Source organism: Parasphingorhabdus pacifica (assembly GCF_054779195.1).
Genome location: NZ_BAAGYS010000011.1, coordinates 487,046 through 501,301, shown reverse-complemented (window position 1 = coordinate 501,301; position 14,256 = coordinate 487,046). Strand labels below are relative to the sequence as shown.

The window sequence follows — 14,256 nt, the reverse complement described above, 5'->3', positions numbered from 1 at the left end:
CATCAACACCCAGTCCGAAAACCCGAACCCGAAGTCCGAAGCAATCCGCCCTGTTCCGTGCTGACATCGAAAACTCTACACACCCCGCATAACCGCTTCAACACCACCCCCACCCCAACAACGAAGCCCCAGCACATCCCGCATTCACATCCTCATTCACACGATGGGGTTCAGATCCGCACGAAGTGTCCGCATTCCGCTCGCCGCGCCCTCTATTCAGTACGCACTCCCGACCGGGTGTGCGTTGCGCTTCTCCTCATGCGCGCATCGAATACGCCCCGGAGGGAAATCAGTTGCCCAACCAGACACTGGATCGAACCGCACACAGCGCTTCTCCGGCCCGAACCCGGATCGCAAGCACCGATCCCGCGCTCACCGATCCCACACCCATCGGATCTCGCGGCACCCCTGCTCGTGACACCACTGCTCGTGACACCCCTGCGTCGCCCGAACCGCGTCAGCACTCGACGACACTCATGTCCGCCGGACCCGACAACCCGGCTGAGCTCAGCTCCCACGCGTTGGTCACCGGAATCGTCACCGTATTGCTGGAGGTGCTCGCCGGCCGAAAACCGCTCAACCACGTCCGGCACCGGGTGACCGGACCCGTGGCACTGCTGTTGACGACCATCCCGTCCCAAGCCGAAGGCCCGAGCTACCGGCTTCGGTCCGTCCACACCTGCCCGACCACCACCAGAACGGTCGAAGCTTGTGCGATCGTCGAGACCTCACGCCGGGCTCGGGCCCTCGTGGTCCGTTTGGAACGCAGAACTTCCGGGTGGGTGTGCGCGCTGCTGACCGAACTGTGAGTCGCCGCGCGCAACCCCATCAACCCCGCTTGTTCTTCTTCGCCTCCGCGCGCGCCGCCGCACGGCGTTGACGCCGGGTCGCACCGTCGCCGGAGCTGCCCTCCGCGTTGCCGGAACTACTCGTCTGAACCCCTCCGGACTCCGAAGGTCCCGAGTAGTTCATCCGCTGCTGCCTGGGGCTGTCGAGTCCGCTGTTCTGCAACGCCGCGGGGGCTTGCCCGTTCGCGTCCGCGGAGGCGCCACCGAGTTGGCTCATGGCCGGCCCAGCCGCGCGAGACCGCTTCGTTCGTGGTTCGGCGGCAGCAGGCGCCTGCTGCCGGACATCGGGGGCCTGCCGTACGCCGTCCGGGACGCCCTCCCGACTCACCGAGACCGGCATGTCGGGTTGTTCCGGGGCCGGCTCGGGCTCGGCGCTCTCCACCTGAACGTTGAACAGGAAACTGACCGACTCCTCCTTGAGCGCTTCGAGCATCGCGTGGAACATGTCGAAGCCCTCGCGCCGGTACTCGATCAGCGGATCGCGTTGCGCCATCGCGCGCAGCCCGATGCCCTCCTTGAGGTAGTCCATCTCGTAGAGGTGCTCGCGCCACTTGCGGTCGAGGACGCTGAGCACCACGCGGCGCTCAAGCTCACGCATCGCGCCGACGCCGACCTTGCCGTCGACCTCCGCCTCCCGCTTGGCGTACGCGTTCTTGGCGTCATCGAGGACCGCCGAGACGAGGATCTCCTTGCTCAGGTCGTCCTCGTCCTCGGCGACCTCCTCCCAGTCAATGCCCACCGGATACAGCGACCGGAGCGCCGTCCAGAGCTTGTCGAGGTCCCAGTCCTCGGCGTAGCCCTCGGAGGTGGCTCCGTTGATGTAGGCGGTGATCACATCGTTGAGCATGTGCATAACCTGCTCGCGCAGATCCTCGCCCTCCAGAACCCGACGACGCTCGGTGTAGATGACCGAACGCTGCTGGTTCATCACCTCGTCGTACTTGAGGACGTTCTTGCGGATCTCCATGTTCTGCTGCTCGACCTGGGTCTGAGCGCTGCGGATGGCCTTGGTCACCATCTTGTGCTCGATCGGTACGTCGTCCGGCACCTTCATCCGCGTCATGACCGTCTCGACCATGGCGGCGTTGAAGCGACGCATCAGCTCGTCGCCGAGCGAGAGGTAGAACCGGGATTCGCCGGGATCTCCCTGACGCCCGGACCGACCACGGAGCTGGTTGTCGATTCGGCGGGACTCGTGCCGTTCGGTACCGAGCACGTAGAGCCCGCCGACCTCGCGAACCTCGTCCGCCTCGGCGTCGACCTGCTTGGTGATCTTCCCGACCACCTCGGGCCACTGGGCCTCGTACTCCTCGCGGTGGGAAACGGGGTCGAGCCCGCGGCGGCGCAGCTCGGCGTCGGCGAGGTAATCGACGTTGCCGCCCAGCACGATGTCGGTACCGCGACCGGCCATGTTGGTCGCGACCGTGACCGCGCCCTTGCGACCGGCCTCGGCGATGATGCCGGCTTCCTGCTCGTGGAACTTGGCGTTGAGAACGCTGTGGGCAACACCCTTCTTGGTGAGCAGCTTCGAGAGGTGCTCGGAACGCTCCACGCTGGTGGTGCCGACCAGCACCGGCTGGCCCTTGTTGAACTTCTCCTCGATGTCCTCCGCGACGGCTTCGAACTTGCCTTCTTCGCTCTTGTAGACCAGGTCGGGCTGGTCGGCTCGGACCATCGGCTTGTTCGTCGGGATGGTGACGACCCCGAGCTTGTAGGTGGCCTGGAACTCGGCGGCCTCCGTCTCGGCGGTACCCGTCATCCCCGCGAGCTTGTCGTAGAGCCGGAAGTAGTTCTGCAGGGTGATCGTGGCCAGCGTCTGGTTCTCGGCCTTGATCTCCACGCCTTCTTTGGCCTCGATGGCCTGGTGCATGCCCTCGTTGTAGCGGCGGCCGTGCAGGACGCGGCCGGTGAACTCGTCGACGATGGTGACTTCACCATCGCGGACGATGTAGTCCTTGTCGCGGTTGTACAGCTCCTTGGCCTTCAGCGCGTTGTTCAAGTACCCCACCAGCGGCGTGTTGGCCGCCTCGTAGAGGTTCTCGATGCCGAGCTGGTCCTCGATGACCTCGACGCCCTGCTCGGTGACACCGACGGTGCGCTTGCGCTCGTCGACCTCGTAGTGGACGTCCTTGGTGAGCAGCGGGGCCATCCGAGCGAACTCCTGGTACCAGCGCGAGGACTGGTCGGCCGGCCCGGAGATGATCAGCGGGGTCCTGGCCTCGTCGATGAGGATGGAGTCGACCTCGTCGACGATGGAGAAGAAATGCCCGCGCTGGACGCAGTCGTTGAGGCTCCACGCCATGTTGTCGCGCAGGTAGTCGAAACCGAACTCGTTGTTGGTCCCGTAGGTGATGTCCGCCTCGTAAGCCTCCCGACGCTGGTCGGGGGTCATGTCGGCGGTGATCGCACCGACCTCCAGCCCGAGGAAGCGGTGCACTCGCCCCATCCAGGCGGAGTCACGCGTGGCCAGGTAGTCGTTCACGGTGATGACGTGGACGCCCTTACCCGCGATGGCGTTCAGATAACCGGGCAGGACGCACGTCAGGGTCTTGCCTTCACCGGTACGCATCTCGGCGATCTGGCCGAGGTGCAGCGCGGCGCCACCCATGAGCTGCACGTCGAAGTGCCGCTGGCCGAGCGTGCGCCGCGCGCCTTCCCTGGCCACGGCGAACGCTTCGGGCAGGAGGTCGTCGAGGGTCTCACCATCGTGATAGCGGGACTTGAACTCCTCCGTCTTGGCCCGCAACTCGGCATCGGACAGCGCGATATGGTCTTCTTCAAGCTCGTTGATGTGCGCTGCGATGGCGCGCAGGCGTTTGAGCATTTTGCCCTCGCCGGCGCGGAGCAGTCGGGACAGGACCATCCGGGTCGACCTCACTAGCTGATCGTGACGCGTCCGTCACGGACGCTTTCGGCCATCGTATAAAAGCCTGCTTCCAGCACAGCCGTTCACTCGACCGTTTGACTCGGTTTCGTGGTCGGAGCGCTGAGCACGGCTTGTTGTCCGGGGTGGCGCACCCCGTTTGTGCGGGGCCGGCGCACCCGTGGCGGGACAATCCGCCCGGACCGCGACCCGGACGGCAGCTGTCCCCCGCGTACCACCGTACGCGGGGGACAGCTGATCGCGTTGATGTTGGCGCAGACTCGCCTCAGCCAGCCAGCGCGATCACGCCGTAGTCGAATCCACGGCGTCGGTAGACGACGCTGGGCCGACCGCTCTCCGCGTCGGAGAACAGGTAGAAGTCGTGCCCGACCAGCTCCATCTCGTAGAGCGCCTGGTCCACGGTCATCGGCTCGGCGCTGTGCTCTTTCTCGCGAACGATTCGCCCGGGCTCATAACCGTCGTCGCCCCACGAGCGTGGCTCGGGTACGTCCGCGAGCCCCGCGGGCTGTTCGGCTTCGAACTCGGCGTCTTCGGCGGTCCCGGCCTCGGCCGATTCGGTTTCGGCCGATTCGGTCTCGGCGGGCTCGACTTCTGCCGGCGCTTCGAGCAGTGCGGTCTGGCCTGCCGGTGCCCCGCCCGCTGGCGTTCCGGCCGCATTCACGCGCTGTGCCGCGTTCGCTGCCGTCGCCTCGGCCACCGAAGTGGGGTTGTGCCTGCCGTAATGGACTTTTCTGCGGTCGTGCATGCGGCGAAGCCGGTTCTCCAGCTTGCTGGTGGCGGAATCGAGCGCGGCGTAGAAGTCACCGGCGGCTGCTTCAGCACGCACTGCCGGCCCGCGGCCTTTGAGGGTGATCTCGATCCGCTGGCAGTTCTTCGCCTGGCGCGGATTGCGTTCGTGGATGAGTTCCACGTCCGCCCGGATGGTCTTCCTGTCGTACCGTTCAAGGCGGGCCAACTTCTCGCCGACGTGTGTCCGGTAATGCGTGGGCACCTCGACGTTGCGACCCTTCACGACGATGTCCATTCACGACCTCCGTTCGTGCATACGTCCATGGGGGAGACAGCCGAAGACGCTCGGAAGCGGAGTGGGGCATTCAGTTCACTTCCGGCGCCTGGGACATGTTCGTCACTCCTTCCCGCGGCCGGGGATGCTGAATGTCTGGCACGTTAGCCCTCTTTGGCGGCTGTGGACAGCCCCCGGGACGGGCGACGTCAAGCCGCCACAGAGAGTGGCCGATGCGGCCGCACGAGCCAGCGACCAGGCAGGCTCGTCCCCGCCGGCGACGACCGAGAAACCTCCATGCCTCACCCGTTCGGCTGTAGGTCGGGCGAGAGCTCGGCTACGGTCCGCTCGCGGCGGGTTCGTCCTGCTCATACTGGTGGAACGACTGGGGCGTGGCCGTAGTTCCCGCACCCGGCGACCGAACGGTGCTTCACCCACCCGAGCGCCCGACGCCTCGCCCCCGGGGTAAGCGACCCCGGATTCGTGATCGCGGATTCGTGGTCTCGGGTCAACGGTCCCGGGTCAACGGTAGAGCCCCGCGGTCGCGGTCAGCCCGAGCACCAGTTCGACCCGCACACCGGCGCTTTCGAGAACGCGCAGGCAGCAGCTGGCGGTGGCGCCCGTGGTGATCACGTCATCGATCAGCACTGCCGGGACGCCTTCCGGCGGAAGTCGACCGGTTCGCGTGAACACTCGGCCAATCAGGTTGTGGACCCGTTCAGCGGGATTCAGCGCGGCCGAGTCCCGTGCTCCCCGGTGCAACCGCAGGCAGTCCGCGACCGATGTCCGCCACCCCGCGTCGGCGAGCGCCGAAACGGCTCGCCCCGCGGCGCGAACCAGGTGCGGCCCTCCCCTTCTGCGGGAGACCGCCGCACGGGAGGGCGCGGGGATCAGGCACCACGGCTCACCGGACGGTGCGACAACCGATCGCAGCCCCGCGGCAAACGCACGCCCGAATGGTTCGGCCAGGTCACGCCGACCGGATTCCTTGTACGCGAGCACTGCTCGCCGCGCGGGTCCGCGGTAGCGGCCGAGCGCGTAGACCGGTGGTCCGGAGGTGAGCAGCGGACGTTCGATCCGGCGGAGGACGCCGATCTCGCGTCCGCAGTCCGCGCACCAGCCGGTGCGGCCACACCCGCACCCCGCACAACTCAGCGGGAACACCAGGTCGAGCAGGCCGGAGAGCGGTTCCGCGAATCTCGTCATGCGCCGAGCGTGCGCCGATCCTCGATCCGACTCACCCGCGCATGTCGGCTCGGAACCGACGGTCAACCGGGGAAGAACGGGATCGAGGGGCCGTAGATCGGCGCCTCCATCCATCCCCACAGGTCCTGCGCACCGTCGGCTGCCCACACCCCGCTCTCGTCCGAGACCACCACCCGCCCGTCCGGGGCGACGGTCAACCCTTGGACGGGCTGAATGAGGTTCGTCGAGGTGTACGAGGACCATTCATAGCCGTCCACCGAGACCTCGACCACCGGCGAGGTGTTGCTGGTCGTGATCGCTACCAGCGAGTCCCCGTCCAGCCACTCGACTTCGGAGATCTCGAGATCATGGGACCCCCGCTTCAGCACGGTCGGTTCCCGCAGCACGACGTTGTCGCCCTCGTGCGAGACCCCGGCCACGACGATGTGGCCGTCGACCACACCCGCCACCCTGGTGCCGTCCTTGGACAACCGCAGCCCCTTGATGGGCTGACCGCCTGCGAACTCGCGCGCGTCCACGTGCTGCGGAACCCACCCGTTCTCGCCTTCGAACACGCGCACGACCTCGCGCCCGTCCACGACGGTCCACGCCTCGGAACGACCGCGCCAGGTGGGCCGGGCCATGTCCGCACCGACGACCGGAACAGCGGGGAGCCGTTCGCCGTAGGATCCGACGCGCAGCTGCACCCCGCCTTCGGGGCGGCGAACCACTGCCGCCAGCCTCTCGCCGTCGCGGGACCGCGCGGCCCGGAGCACATCCCACTCGCCGGACCCCGTCGGCCCGGGAACCTGTTTGGCCTGGCTGTTCAGCGTCACGAGCCGCTCGTCCACGACGACCAACCCGGGCAGATCGGTCCGCGTCGCTACGTCCTCCTTGTAGGAGGCCACGTCGGTGGGGCGCAGTTCCTGCTCATCCGGGAGCAGCGGGACCCCTTCCTCCTGGAGCCGTACGCGCGCGTTGCTGACGCTCTGCAGCGACAGCACCACCTGCGCGGCGAGCAGTCCCCGACTCTCGTCCGGGAGGTCGCCGAGTTCGCTGAGGTTGACCACCAGGGCGCCGTCGTCGGCCTCGCTGGTGTTGGTCTTCGGGTAGACACCGTCGGGTAACGCGGTGCCCATCGCGCTGCGCATCCCCGCCGAGGGGCCGGACATCAACAGGTCGACCACCCGCCGGGGCAAGGTGCTTTCCGGTTGGGAGACCACGTATCGCACATCCGGCACCACGCTCTTCCGCTCGTGGTCGAGGAAGTAGATCGGTACCGACCGGTAGTTCACGTCGAACGAACCGCGGCCCACGACGAGTTCGCGCGGCGGGTCGGTGATCCGCCACTGCCCGTCGGCCCTGCGCTCGACGCGGATCCGCGTCACGTACTCACCGGTCTCCGGAACGAACGACTGGTCGGGCAGCAGTCGTCCGACCTTGTCCGCCTTCACGACGACGTGCTGGACGTTCGGAGGTGCGCCCTGGGGTTGGGGCGCCGGGATCGTGTCCACCTCGTTGACGATCAGCATCCCGCGCGAGGGTTGCCAGGTCTTCCGCGCGTCCTCGGTCAGGTGCAGCCGTGCGGCGGCGTGTTCGCTCTCGGGCGCGGCGGCCGAGTCGATGAAGCTCCGCACGAGGGCGAACGCGTCGACGCCTTCGGGCGGCCGGGGTACCGGAGTGGTGCCGTTGCCCTGCTCGACGGGTTTGACGACCTTCGGGTCGGAGGTTTCCGGGATGGCGGCGCACGCCGAGAGCGGGAACGTCAGCACGGCGATCAGTGCCAGGACTCGGTTGCGCGGACCCATCACGCCTCCTCCCACCTGCTGCTAGTTTCGGTGTACTCGCCTTCCCGCCCGGCGGTCTCCGGTCCGGCGGTCTCCGGTCCGGCGGTCTCCGGTCCGGGGTACTCGCCCTCAGGGTCTGTGGTCTCTGCTCCGGCTGTCTCCGGCCCGGCCGTCTCCGGCCCGGCCGTCTCCGGCCCGGCTGTCTCCGGTTCGCTCAAGCGCGCGGGGCCCTGGTCCTTGGCTTCCGGCCCGGTCACGTCGGCTTCGGTGTCCAGGTGGAGGTCCGAGGCCACTGCCAGCAGGGCTCCGGGGGCGGCGATGCGCCGGGTCGCGGGCATCGCCAGCGGGCTTTCGGCGAATTCGGCCTCCGGGCGGCGCGGCAGCGTCAACCGGAAGCAGGCGCCGTTGCCGGGCTCGCCCCAGGCGTCGAGCTGGCCGCCGTGCAGCCGAGCGTCCTCGGCACTGATCGACAGGCCGAGTCCGGTGCCACCGGTGCGTCGGTTGCGGGAGGGGTCGGCCCGCCAGAACCGGGTGAACACCAGCTCGGCCTCCCCCGGACGCAGGCCGACGCCGTAGTCGCGGACGAGCACGGCGACCGCCTCCTCGTTGCTGCCGACCCGGAGTTCCACCGGTCCGCCTTCCGCGTGGTCGATCGCGTTGCCCAGCAGGTTGCGCACGATCCGCTCGAACCGGCGGGCGTCGGCGACGACGTCGATCTGTTCGGTCGGGACTTCCGTCCGGATCTCGACTCCGCCGCCCTCGGCGATGGCCCGAACCGAGTCGACGGCGCGGTTCACGATCGCGGGCACGTCCAGCGGTTCCGCGGCGAGATCGGCCACACCCGCATCGAGCCGGGAGATTTCCAGCAGGTCGGCCAGCAGTGACTCGAACCGGTCGAGTTCGTCGACGAGCAGTTCGGTCGAGCGGGAGAGACCTGGCGGAAACTCGTCCCGTGACGCGTGCAGAACGTCGGCGGCCATCCGGACCGTGGTCAGCGGTGTTCGCAGTTCGTGGGAGACGTCCGAGGTGAACCGACGCTGCAGCTGGCCGAACTCTTCGAGCTGCTTGATCTGCTGCTTGAGGCTGTCGGCCATCTCGTTGAACGACTCCGCCAGCCTGGCGACGTCGTCCTCACCGATGACCCGCATCCGCTGGTCGAGGTCGCCGTCGGCGAGCCGCTCGGCGATCCCGGCCGCTTGCCGCACCGGCCGGACGACTTGTCTGGTGACGAGGTTCGTGGTTGCCCCCAGCAGCAGCAACAGCACGGCTCCGCTGAGCAGCAACGTGCTCTGCACAACGCCCAGGGTGCGCTGTTCCGCGGCCAGCGGGAACAACAGGTAGGCCTGCAGCGGTTGGGTGGAGCTGCCGACCGGTGTGCCGACGACGAGCATGGTGACCATCTCGCGTCCGCGCGGAACGGTGGTGATCTGGCTGGCGAACTGGCCCTGTTCGACGATCCTGCGCAGTGGGTCCGGTACATCGCCGACCGGGCCTGCCGAGGGCTGCAACCGCTGTTCGGCCGGGAAGTGGCCGTCGACCAGCACGGGGTCGAAGGCACCCGCCGCCGAGTCGCTGTTGGACGACTCGGAAGACGTCGTGGTGAGCCGGTTGAGCGCGGCGGCCAGCTGCTCGGAGACGCCGTCGGAATTCGGGTCGACCGCGGTCAGTTCCCGTTCGAGGATCGGCAGGCTGCCCTCGACCTGCTGGATGGCGGCCGTTTCCTTGGCTTCGAGCAGCCGATAGGTGATCTGCGTCTGCAGCAGCATTCCCAGCGCGAACACCACCGCGGACGACAACGCGAGCGTGCTGACCACCACTCGCAACTGCAACGAACGTCGCCAGATGGCCTCGAAGTGATGCCAGCGCGCCTTGACCTCGTCACGGACGCGCACCGCAACTCGTTGCGCGGTACGACCTCGACTCGCCCAGAGGCTCACCGCAACCGTCTCCCGCGGGAGCACGGCGAAATCATGGTGGTCCGGCCTTGTACCCGACACCGCGAACGGTCAGCACCACCTCGGGGCGTTCGGGATCCCGCTCGACCTTCGACCGGAGTCGCTGCACGTGCACGTTGACCAATCGCGTGTCGGCGGCGTGCCGGTAACCCCACACCTGTTCCAGCAGAACCTCTCGGGTGAACACCTGCCGGGGTTTGCGGGCCAGCGCGACGAGTAGGTCGAACTCCAGCGGTGTGAGGGCGATCGGCTGCCCTTCCCTGGTGACCTCGTGGCCGGGAACGTCGATGGTCAGATCGCCGATGGCGAGCATCTCGGCCGGTTCGGCGTCGGTCCGGCGCAGCCGGGCGCGCAACCGGGCGACGAGTTCCTTCGGCTTGAACGGCTTCACCACGTAGTCGTCGGCCCCGGACTCGAGTCCGAGGACGACGTCGACGGTGTCGCTCTTCGCGGTCAACATCACGATCGGCACGACGGACTCGGTGCGAATCGCCTTGCAGACGTCGATGCCGTTCATTCCCGGCAGCATCAGGTCCAGCAGGACCAGGTCGGGTTTGAGTTCGCGCAACGCGGGCATCGCCTTGGTTCCGTCACTGACCACGGCGGTTTCGAACCCCTCACCCCGGAGCACGATGGTCAGCATTTCGGCCAAGGCAGGATCGTCGTCCACCACGAGCACGCGCGCCTTCATGCCCCACATGGTTGCACCTGTCACTGTCGTGCTTCCGACCACCCGTCACTCGTCACGGCCGGTACTCGGACAAACACCACATAGAACATTCCGATACCGCCGAACGGGCGATTGCCGTGGTGGATCCGGCGCGGAATCCACCAGGGTGGCGTGAATTACGCGAGAACGCGGTCCGCCAGCGGCACCGGGTCGACCCGGCTCACCCCGTCGATGACGATCCAGGGCGCCCACCAACCTCGCTCCGCGAGTCCGGTGTAGACCGCACCGCAGCGTTCCTGCAGGGACGCGTCCGACTCGAAGTTGTCCCGGCGGCGCTCGGTTTCGATGCGTTCGCGGTGCTCCGCGCGCCCGGCCGCCACTTCGCGCGGAACCCGCAGCAGCAGGTGCACGTCCGGCCGCGGAAGTTCGAACCGCTCCACTTCCAGACCATGGACCCACGCGACGAAGTCTCCCGCGGCGTCCTGGTGCAAGCGGGCCGCGCCGTAGGCGGCATTCGAGGCCACGTAGCGGTCGAGCAGGACGACGTCGTGGGTTCGCAGTTCGGCTCGCAGGTCGTCGGCGGCCGCCCGCCGGTCCAGCGCGTAGAGCACGGCCATTCCGTAGACGGACTCGCCCAGGTCACCGTGACCACCGTGCAGTGCTTCGGCGACCAGTTCGGCGTGCACATCGGCTTCGTAGCGCGGGAACGCGGCACGTCCGACGGACAGGCCCCGGCGATCCAGCTCGGCGGACAACGCATCGGCAAGCGTGCGCTTGCCCGCACCGTCCAGCCCTTCAATCACGATCAGCCGCCCCACGGAGGAGAACGATACTCAGGGCGCCCGAATCCACGATCACGCGGGTTCGGTGATCGTGATCACGACCTCGGCCAGCGCTGTCCGCGACCGCCGATGGCGCCGTACACGGGTACCGACGTACGCCTGCGGTGGTGCCCTGCGAACCACGACCGAGGCTGGTCAGGGCACTGTCCGCGAGCGGGGTACGGCCCCGCACGCCTCGCCCGCGCGAAGCCGACCGGGCCGCCCGCGAGGTTTCCGAAGCGCGGCTCCGCAAACGAAGCGTGTCGACGAGGTCGCACGATGTCGATCTGCGGTGGAGAATCACCGGCGATACGACAGATCGACAGAGCCGCGAGCGGGGAGGAACAGTGCAGATACCCGGGCCCGACACCCGCGTGGTGGAGCTGCGGGTGCACGGAATTCTGGGGACTACCGGGGACGCGCTCACCGATTCGGTCGCGTCCGTCGACGTCGCGGGCGACGGGGTCGGCCGCATCGTCCGTCCGGCCGACCGACTTCGTCGCCCGGTTCCCGGTCCGATGCTCTCGGCTGGTGAACGCAAGATTCCCCGGATCGTCGAGGGTTACGTCTGGAGCGGGATGACCTCCGGCGGTGCCGCCAGGACGGCCTGGGCGTTGCTGTTCCCGTTCGCGCTGGCCAATCTGGCCCATTGGATGCTGCCCGCACCACGTCCCGGCAGCGCGGCTTCCAGGGTGCTCTCGGGCACGTTGCGGGCGCTGCTTCGGTTGGCCGCACTGGTGCTGACCACGTTGTTCGCGGCGCAGCTGACGGTGCTCGGTCTGGATCTGGTGGCGGCGCAGTGTCTGGGGCCGGAATCGGCCTGCCTGGGCTTCGCCCCGTCGTGGCTTCGCGATGTGGACGTCCTGCGAGCGTCGATCGCGTTGCTGCCGGTCGGGCTGGTCGTGCTGATGATGCACCGACTCTCCACCGTGTCGTGGCGGGCATCCACCGGCGAGGACCTCCGGGCGCGGTCTTCGGAGCAGGTACCGACACTGCCCGGGACCAACGTGGTGTCCGACCCGGACGCTCCCGCGTTGCGCGCCATACACGTGGTCACCGCGCTGTCGACCACAGTGCTGTTGGCACTGGGCGGCCCGTTCCCCGCCTCGTCCGATCCGCGCTGGCTCACCGCCGCCGCGCTGTTGGCGATTTCGCTGATCAGCGCGGTCGGCATGGACGACCCGCTCGGCAAACGGCCTGCAGGCCGTTCCACGGCGCTGCGGTTGCTGTTCGCGCGGGTTCCCCGCCGCATCCTGATCTCGCTGTCGGCACTGCTGGTTGTCGGGGTCGCGCTCGCCCCGCCGCCGTTGACCGGGCCACTGCCCGGGTCCGGCAGCACCCTCAGCGCCATCACCACGCTACTGCTGGTCATCTGCATCGCCGTGAGCCTGCTGCTCGTCCCCGCGGCACTGCTGGCGCGTCCGCGCTGGAAATCGGTGCCCACGAGCCTTCGACCGTGGGCAGGCGGCTGGATGGCAGCCCCGGTGCTGCTCATCGCCTGCCTGCTGGGCGACGGTTTCGGAGCCGGGTTGGCGTTGACCCTGCGTGGGGTGCTCAACCAGCCGGAGCTGACGCTGCCCGCCACTTTCGACGACGTCACGCTCTACTGGGGCGCTGCGACCGTCCTGCTGGCCGTCGCACTGCTGCTGTCCCTGCCGTGGATGGTCTTCACGATCTGGCGTGCGGCGAACTCCGAAGCTTCCGTTCCCGCCGAAGTCGCGCTGCTGCACGCCGGGCGGCAGCAGGATCAGCGACGTGCCGGGCGGGCCTGGCGCTGGGCGGATCTGCAACGCCGCTACGCCCACCACGTGCTGCTCCTGGTGGCGACCGTGCTCGCGGTGAGCTTCGCGTTGTCGGTGGTGTCCGGCATGCTCGGTTCTCCGGTGCGCTCCTGGGTCGGTTGGCTCAGCAGCGTGGGGGTTGTCGCGCTCGGCGCGCTGGCCGCCGGATTGCTGCGCATGGTGTACCTGACGGCGAAATCCCGGGACACGGCCCGCTACATGGGGATCCTGTGCGATCTGACGTTGTTCTGGCCGCGTGAAGCGCATCCGATCGTGCCGCCGTGCCATTCGTCGAAGATCGTCCCGGAACTCGCCGCCCGCGCGGCCGAGCACCTCGCCGAACCGGATACCAGGGTCGTCCTGGTCGGGCACAGCCAGGGCAGTCTGCTGGCGACCATCGCGACCGCTCGACTGCTGGAAACGCTGCCCGAGTCCGAACACCATCGGATCGGGCTGGTCACCGCCGGTGCACAGTTGCAGTGGGCCTACCCGAGGGCGTTCCCCGGGGTGGTGCCGCACGACGCGCTGAGCACGCTCAGCGGCACGCTCGCAGGCCGCTGGCGTTCGTTGTGCCGGGGGACCGATCCGATCGGCGGGGCCGTGACTACCTGGAACCGGCAGGTCTACGACGGAATGCTGATCGGGGTCGGGTTCCGCACGGACGGCACGGAGGGGCCGCTGCCCGCGGCCGTTCGCGGGCCAACCGGCGCACTGGTGCTCGGTGGCGACCACTGGTTGCCGGATCCGCAGCGCGGCCCGTTCTCGTTCCGGCGTTGGGTGCCCGGCGTCCTGGGACACGCGGATTACAGCGGTGACCCGGAGTGGGATCGCGCGGTGGCGATGGCGGCCGGGCTGGAGGCCCCGGTGCGCAGTGCGAGCCTGCCGTTGTTCACCCCGGCGACGACCCACCTCGCGGGCGCGGCCCCCGACTCCGGCCAGCTGCACGCGCACGGCAGCGATGGCGGTTCGCTGAGCGATCCGACGGGTGAGCGTTCGGCTCAACACGCGGATGCCGAGGTGCCCGATTCGACAGCGGGGCAGGCCGAGTCCGCGGACTGCGAAGTCGAGCCGGAGCCCGTGGAATCGGACGATGGAGCAGTCCGGGCCCAGCCGACCGAGTTGCCGGAGATCGTCGAACCACGCGGCCGGATGGCTCCCTGGGAGCGGAGCGTGGCGCTCCGAGCCTCCGGGCGCTGACCTCCGGGCACTGACCGTCGAGCTCGGGCCGTCGGGCACTGACCGTCGGGCTCGGGCTCGGGCTCGGGCTCGGGCTCGGGCCACAGGCAACCACTGCCGCCCGGCGCGCAGCGGGGAAGCGGTCC

The 14,256-nt window shown here is 68.5% G+C and carries 8 protein-coding genes and 1 pseudogene; 2 read left to right on the top strand and 7 right to left on the bottom strand.

Annotated elements, in window-relative coordinates:
• Positions 1–476 precede the first annotated feature (476 nt).
• Complete coding sequence (locus tag ACYVAN_RS19275) at positions 477–809, top strand: Rv3235 family protein (RefSeq protein ID WP_460961573.1); 333 nt, start codon at positions 477–479, stop codon at positions 807–809.
• 430 nt (positions 810–1,239) lie between these two features.
• Here ACYVAN_RS19275 and secA read toward each other — a convergent pair.
• From secA to ACYVAN_RS19240, 7 genes and pseudogenes are all read right to left on the bottom strand, one after another.
• Positions 1,240–3,726 (bottom strand): annotated as a pseudogene (gene secA / locus ACYVAN_RS19270) (preprotein translocase subunit SecA); the annotation flags it as partial.
• A gap of 271 nt (positions 3,727–3,997) precedes the next feature.
• Positions 3,998–4,756 (bottom strand): ribosome hibernation-promoting factor, HPF/YfiA family, encoded by a 759-nt coding sequence (gene hpf / locus ACYVAN_RS19265; protein WP_460961571.1) that lies wholly within the window; start codon positions 4,754–4,756, stop codon positions 3,998–4,000.
• Between the two features lie 501 nt (positions 4,757–5,257).
• Positions 5,258–5,941, bottom strand: coding sequence for a ComF family protein (locus ACYVAN_RS19260; protein WP_460961569.1), 684 nt, complete (start codon positions 5,939–5,941; stop codon positions 5,258–5,260).
• Positions 5,942–6,003: 62 nt separating this feature from the next.
• Complete coding sequence (locus ACYVAN_RS19255) at positions 6,004–7,728, bottom strand: LpqB family beta-propeller domain-containing protein (protein ID WP_460961567.1); 1,725 nt, start codon at positions 7,726–7,728, stop codon at positions 6,004–6,006.
• Complete coding sequence (mtrB, locus tag ACYVAN_RS19250; RefSeq protein ID WP_460961565.1) at positions 7,728–9,599, bottom strand: MtrAB system histidine kinase MtrB; 1,872 nt, start codon at positions 9,597–9,599, stop codon at positions 7,728–7,730. The genes ACYVAN_RS19255 and mtrB overlap by 1 nt, the downstream gene beginning before the upstream one ends.
• Positions 9,600–9,675: 76 nt before the next feature.
• Positions 9,676–10,353: an MtrAB system response regulator MtrA gene (gene mtrA / locus ACYVAN_RS19245; RefSeq protein WP_460961563.1), complete on the bottom strand. Its 678-nt coding sequence runs from the start codon at positions 10,351–10,353 to the stop codon at positions 9,676–9,678.
• Positions 10,354–10,508: 155 nt separating this feature from the next.
• On the bottom strand, positions 10,509–11,150 hold the full coding sequence (locus ACYVAN_RS19240) for a dTMP kinase (RefSeq protein WP_460961561.1): 642 nt from the start codon (positions 11,148–11,150) through the stop codon (positions 10,509–10,511).
• 350 nt (positions 11,151–11,500) lie between these two features.
• Here ACYVAN_RS19240 and ACYVAN_RS19235 point away from each other — a divergent pair, with 350 nt between their 5' ends.
• Positions 11,501–14,131, top strand: a complete 2,631-nt coding sequence (locus ACYVAN_RS19235) for a hypothetical protein (protein WP_460961560.1) — start codon at positions 11,501–11,503, stop codon at positions 14,129–14,131.
• The last annotated feature ends 125 nt before the right edge of the window (positions 14,132–14,256 follow it).

Bases quoted from the DNA above. Each gene is read 5' to 3' on its own strand.
- hpf (WP_460961571.1), bottom strand. From the start codon at position 4,756: ATGGACATCGTCGTGAAGGGTCGCAACGTCGAGGTGCCCACGCATTAC.
- mtrA (WP_460961563.1), bottom strand. From the start codon at position 10,353: ATGAAGGCGCGCGTGCTCGTGGTGGACGACGATCCTGCCTTGGCCGAA.
- ACYVAN_RS19255 (WP_460961567.1), bottom strand. From the start codon at position 7,728: ATGGGTCCGCGCAACCGAGTCCTGGCACTGATCGCCGTGCTGACGTTC.
- ACYVAN_RS19260 (WP_460961569.1), bottom strand. From the start codon at position 5,941: ATGACGAGATTCGCGGAACCGCTCTCCGGCCTGCTCGACCTGGTGTTC.
- ACYVAN_RS19275 (WP_460961573.1), top strand. From the start codon at position 477: ATGTCCGCCGGACCCGACAACCCGGCTGAGCTCAGCTCCCACGCGTTG.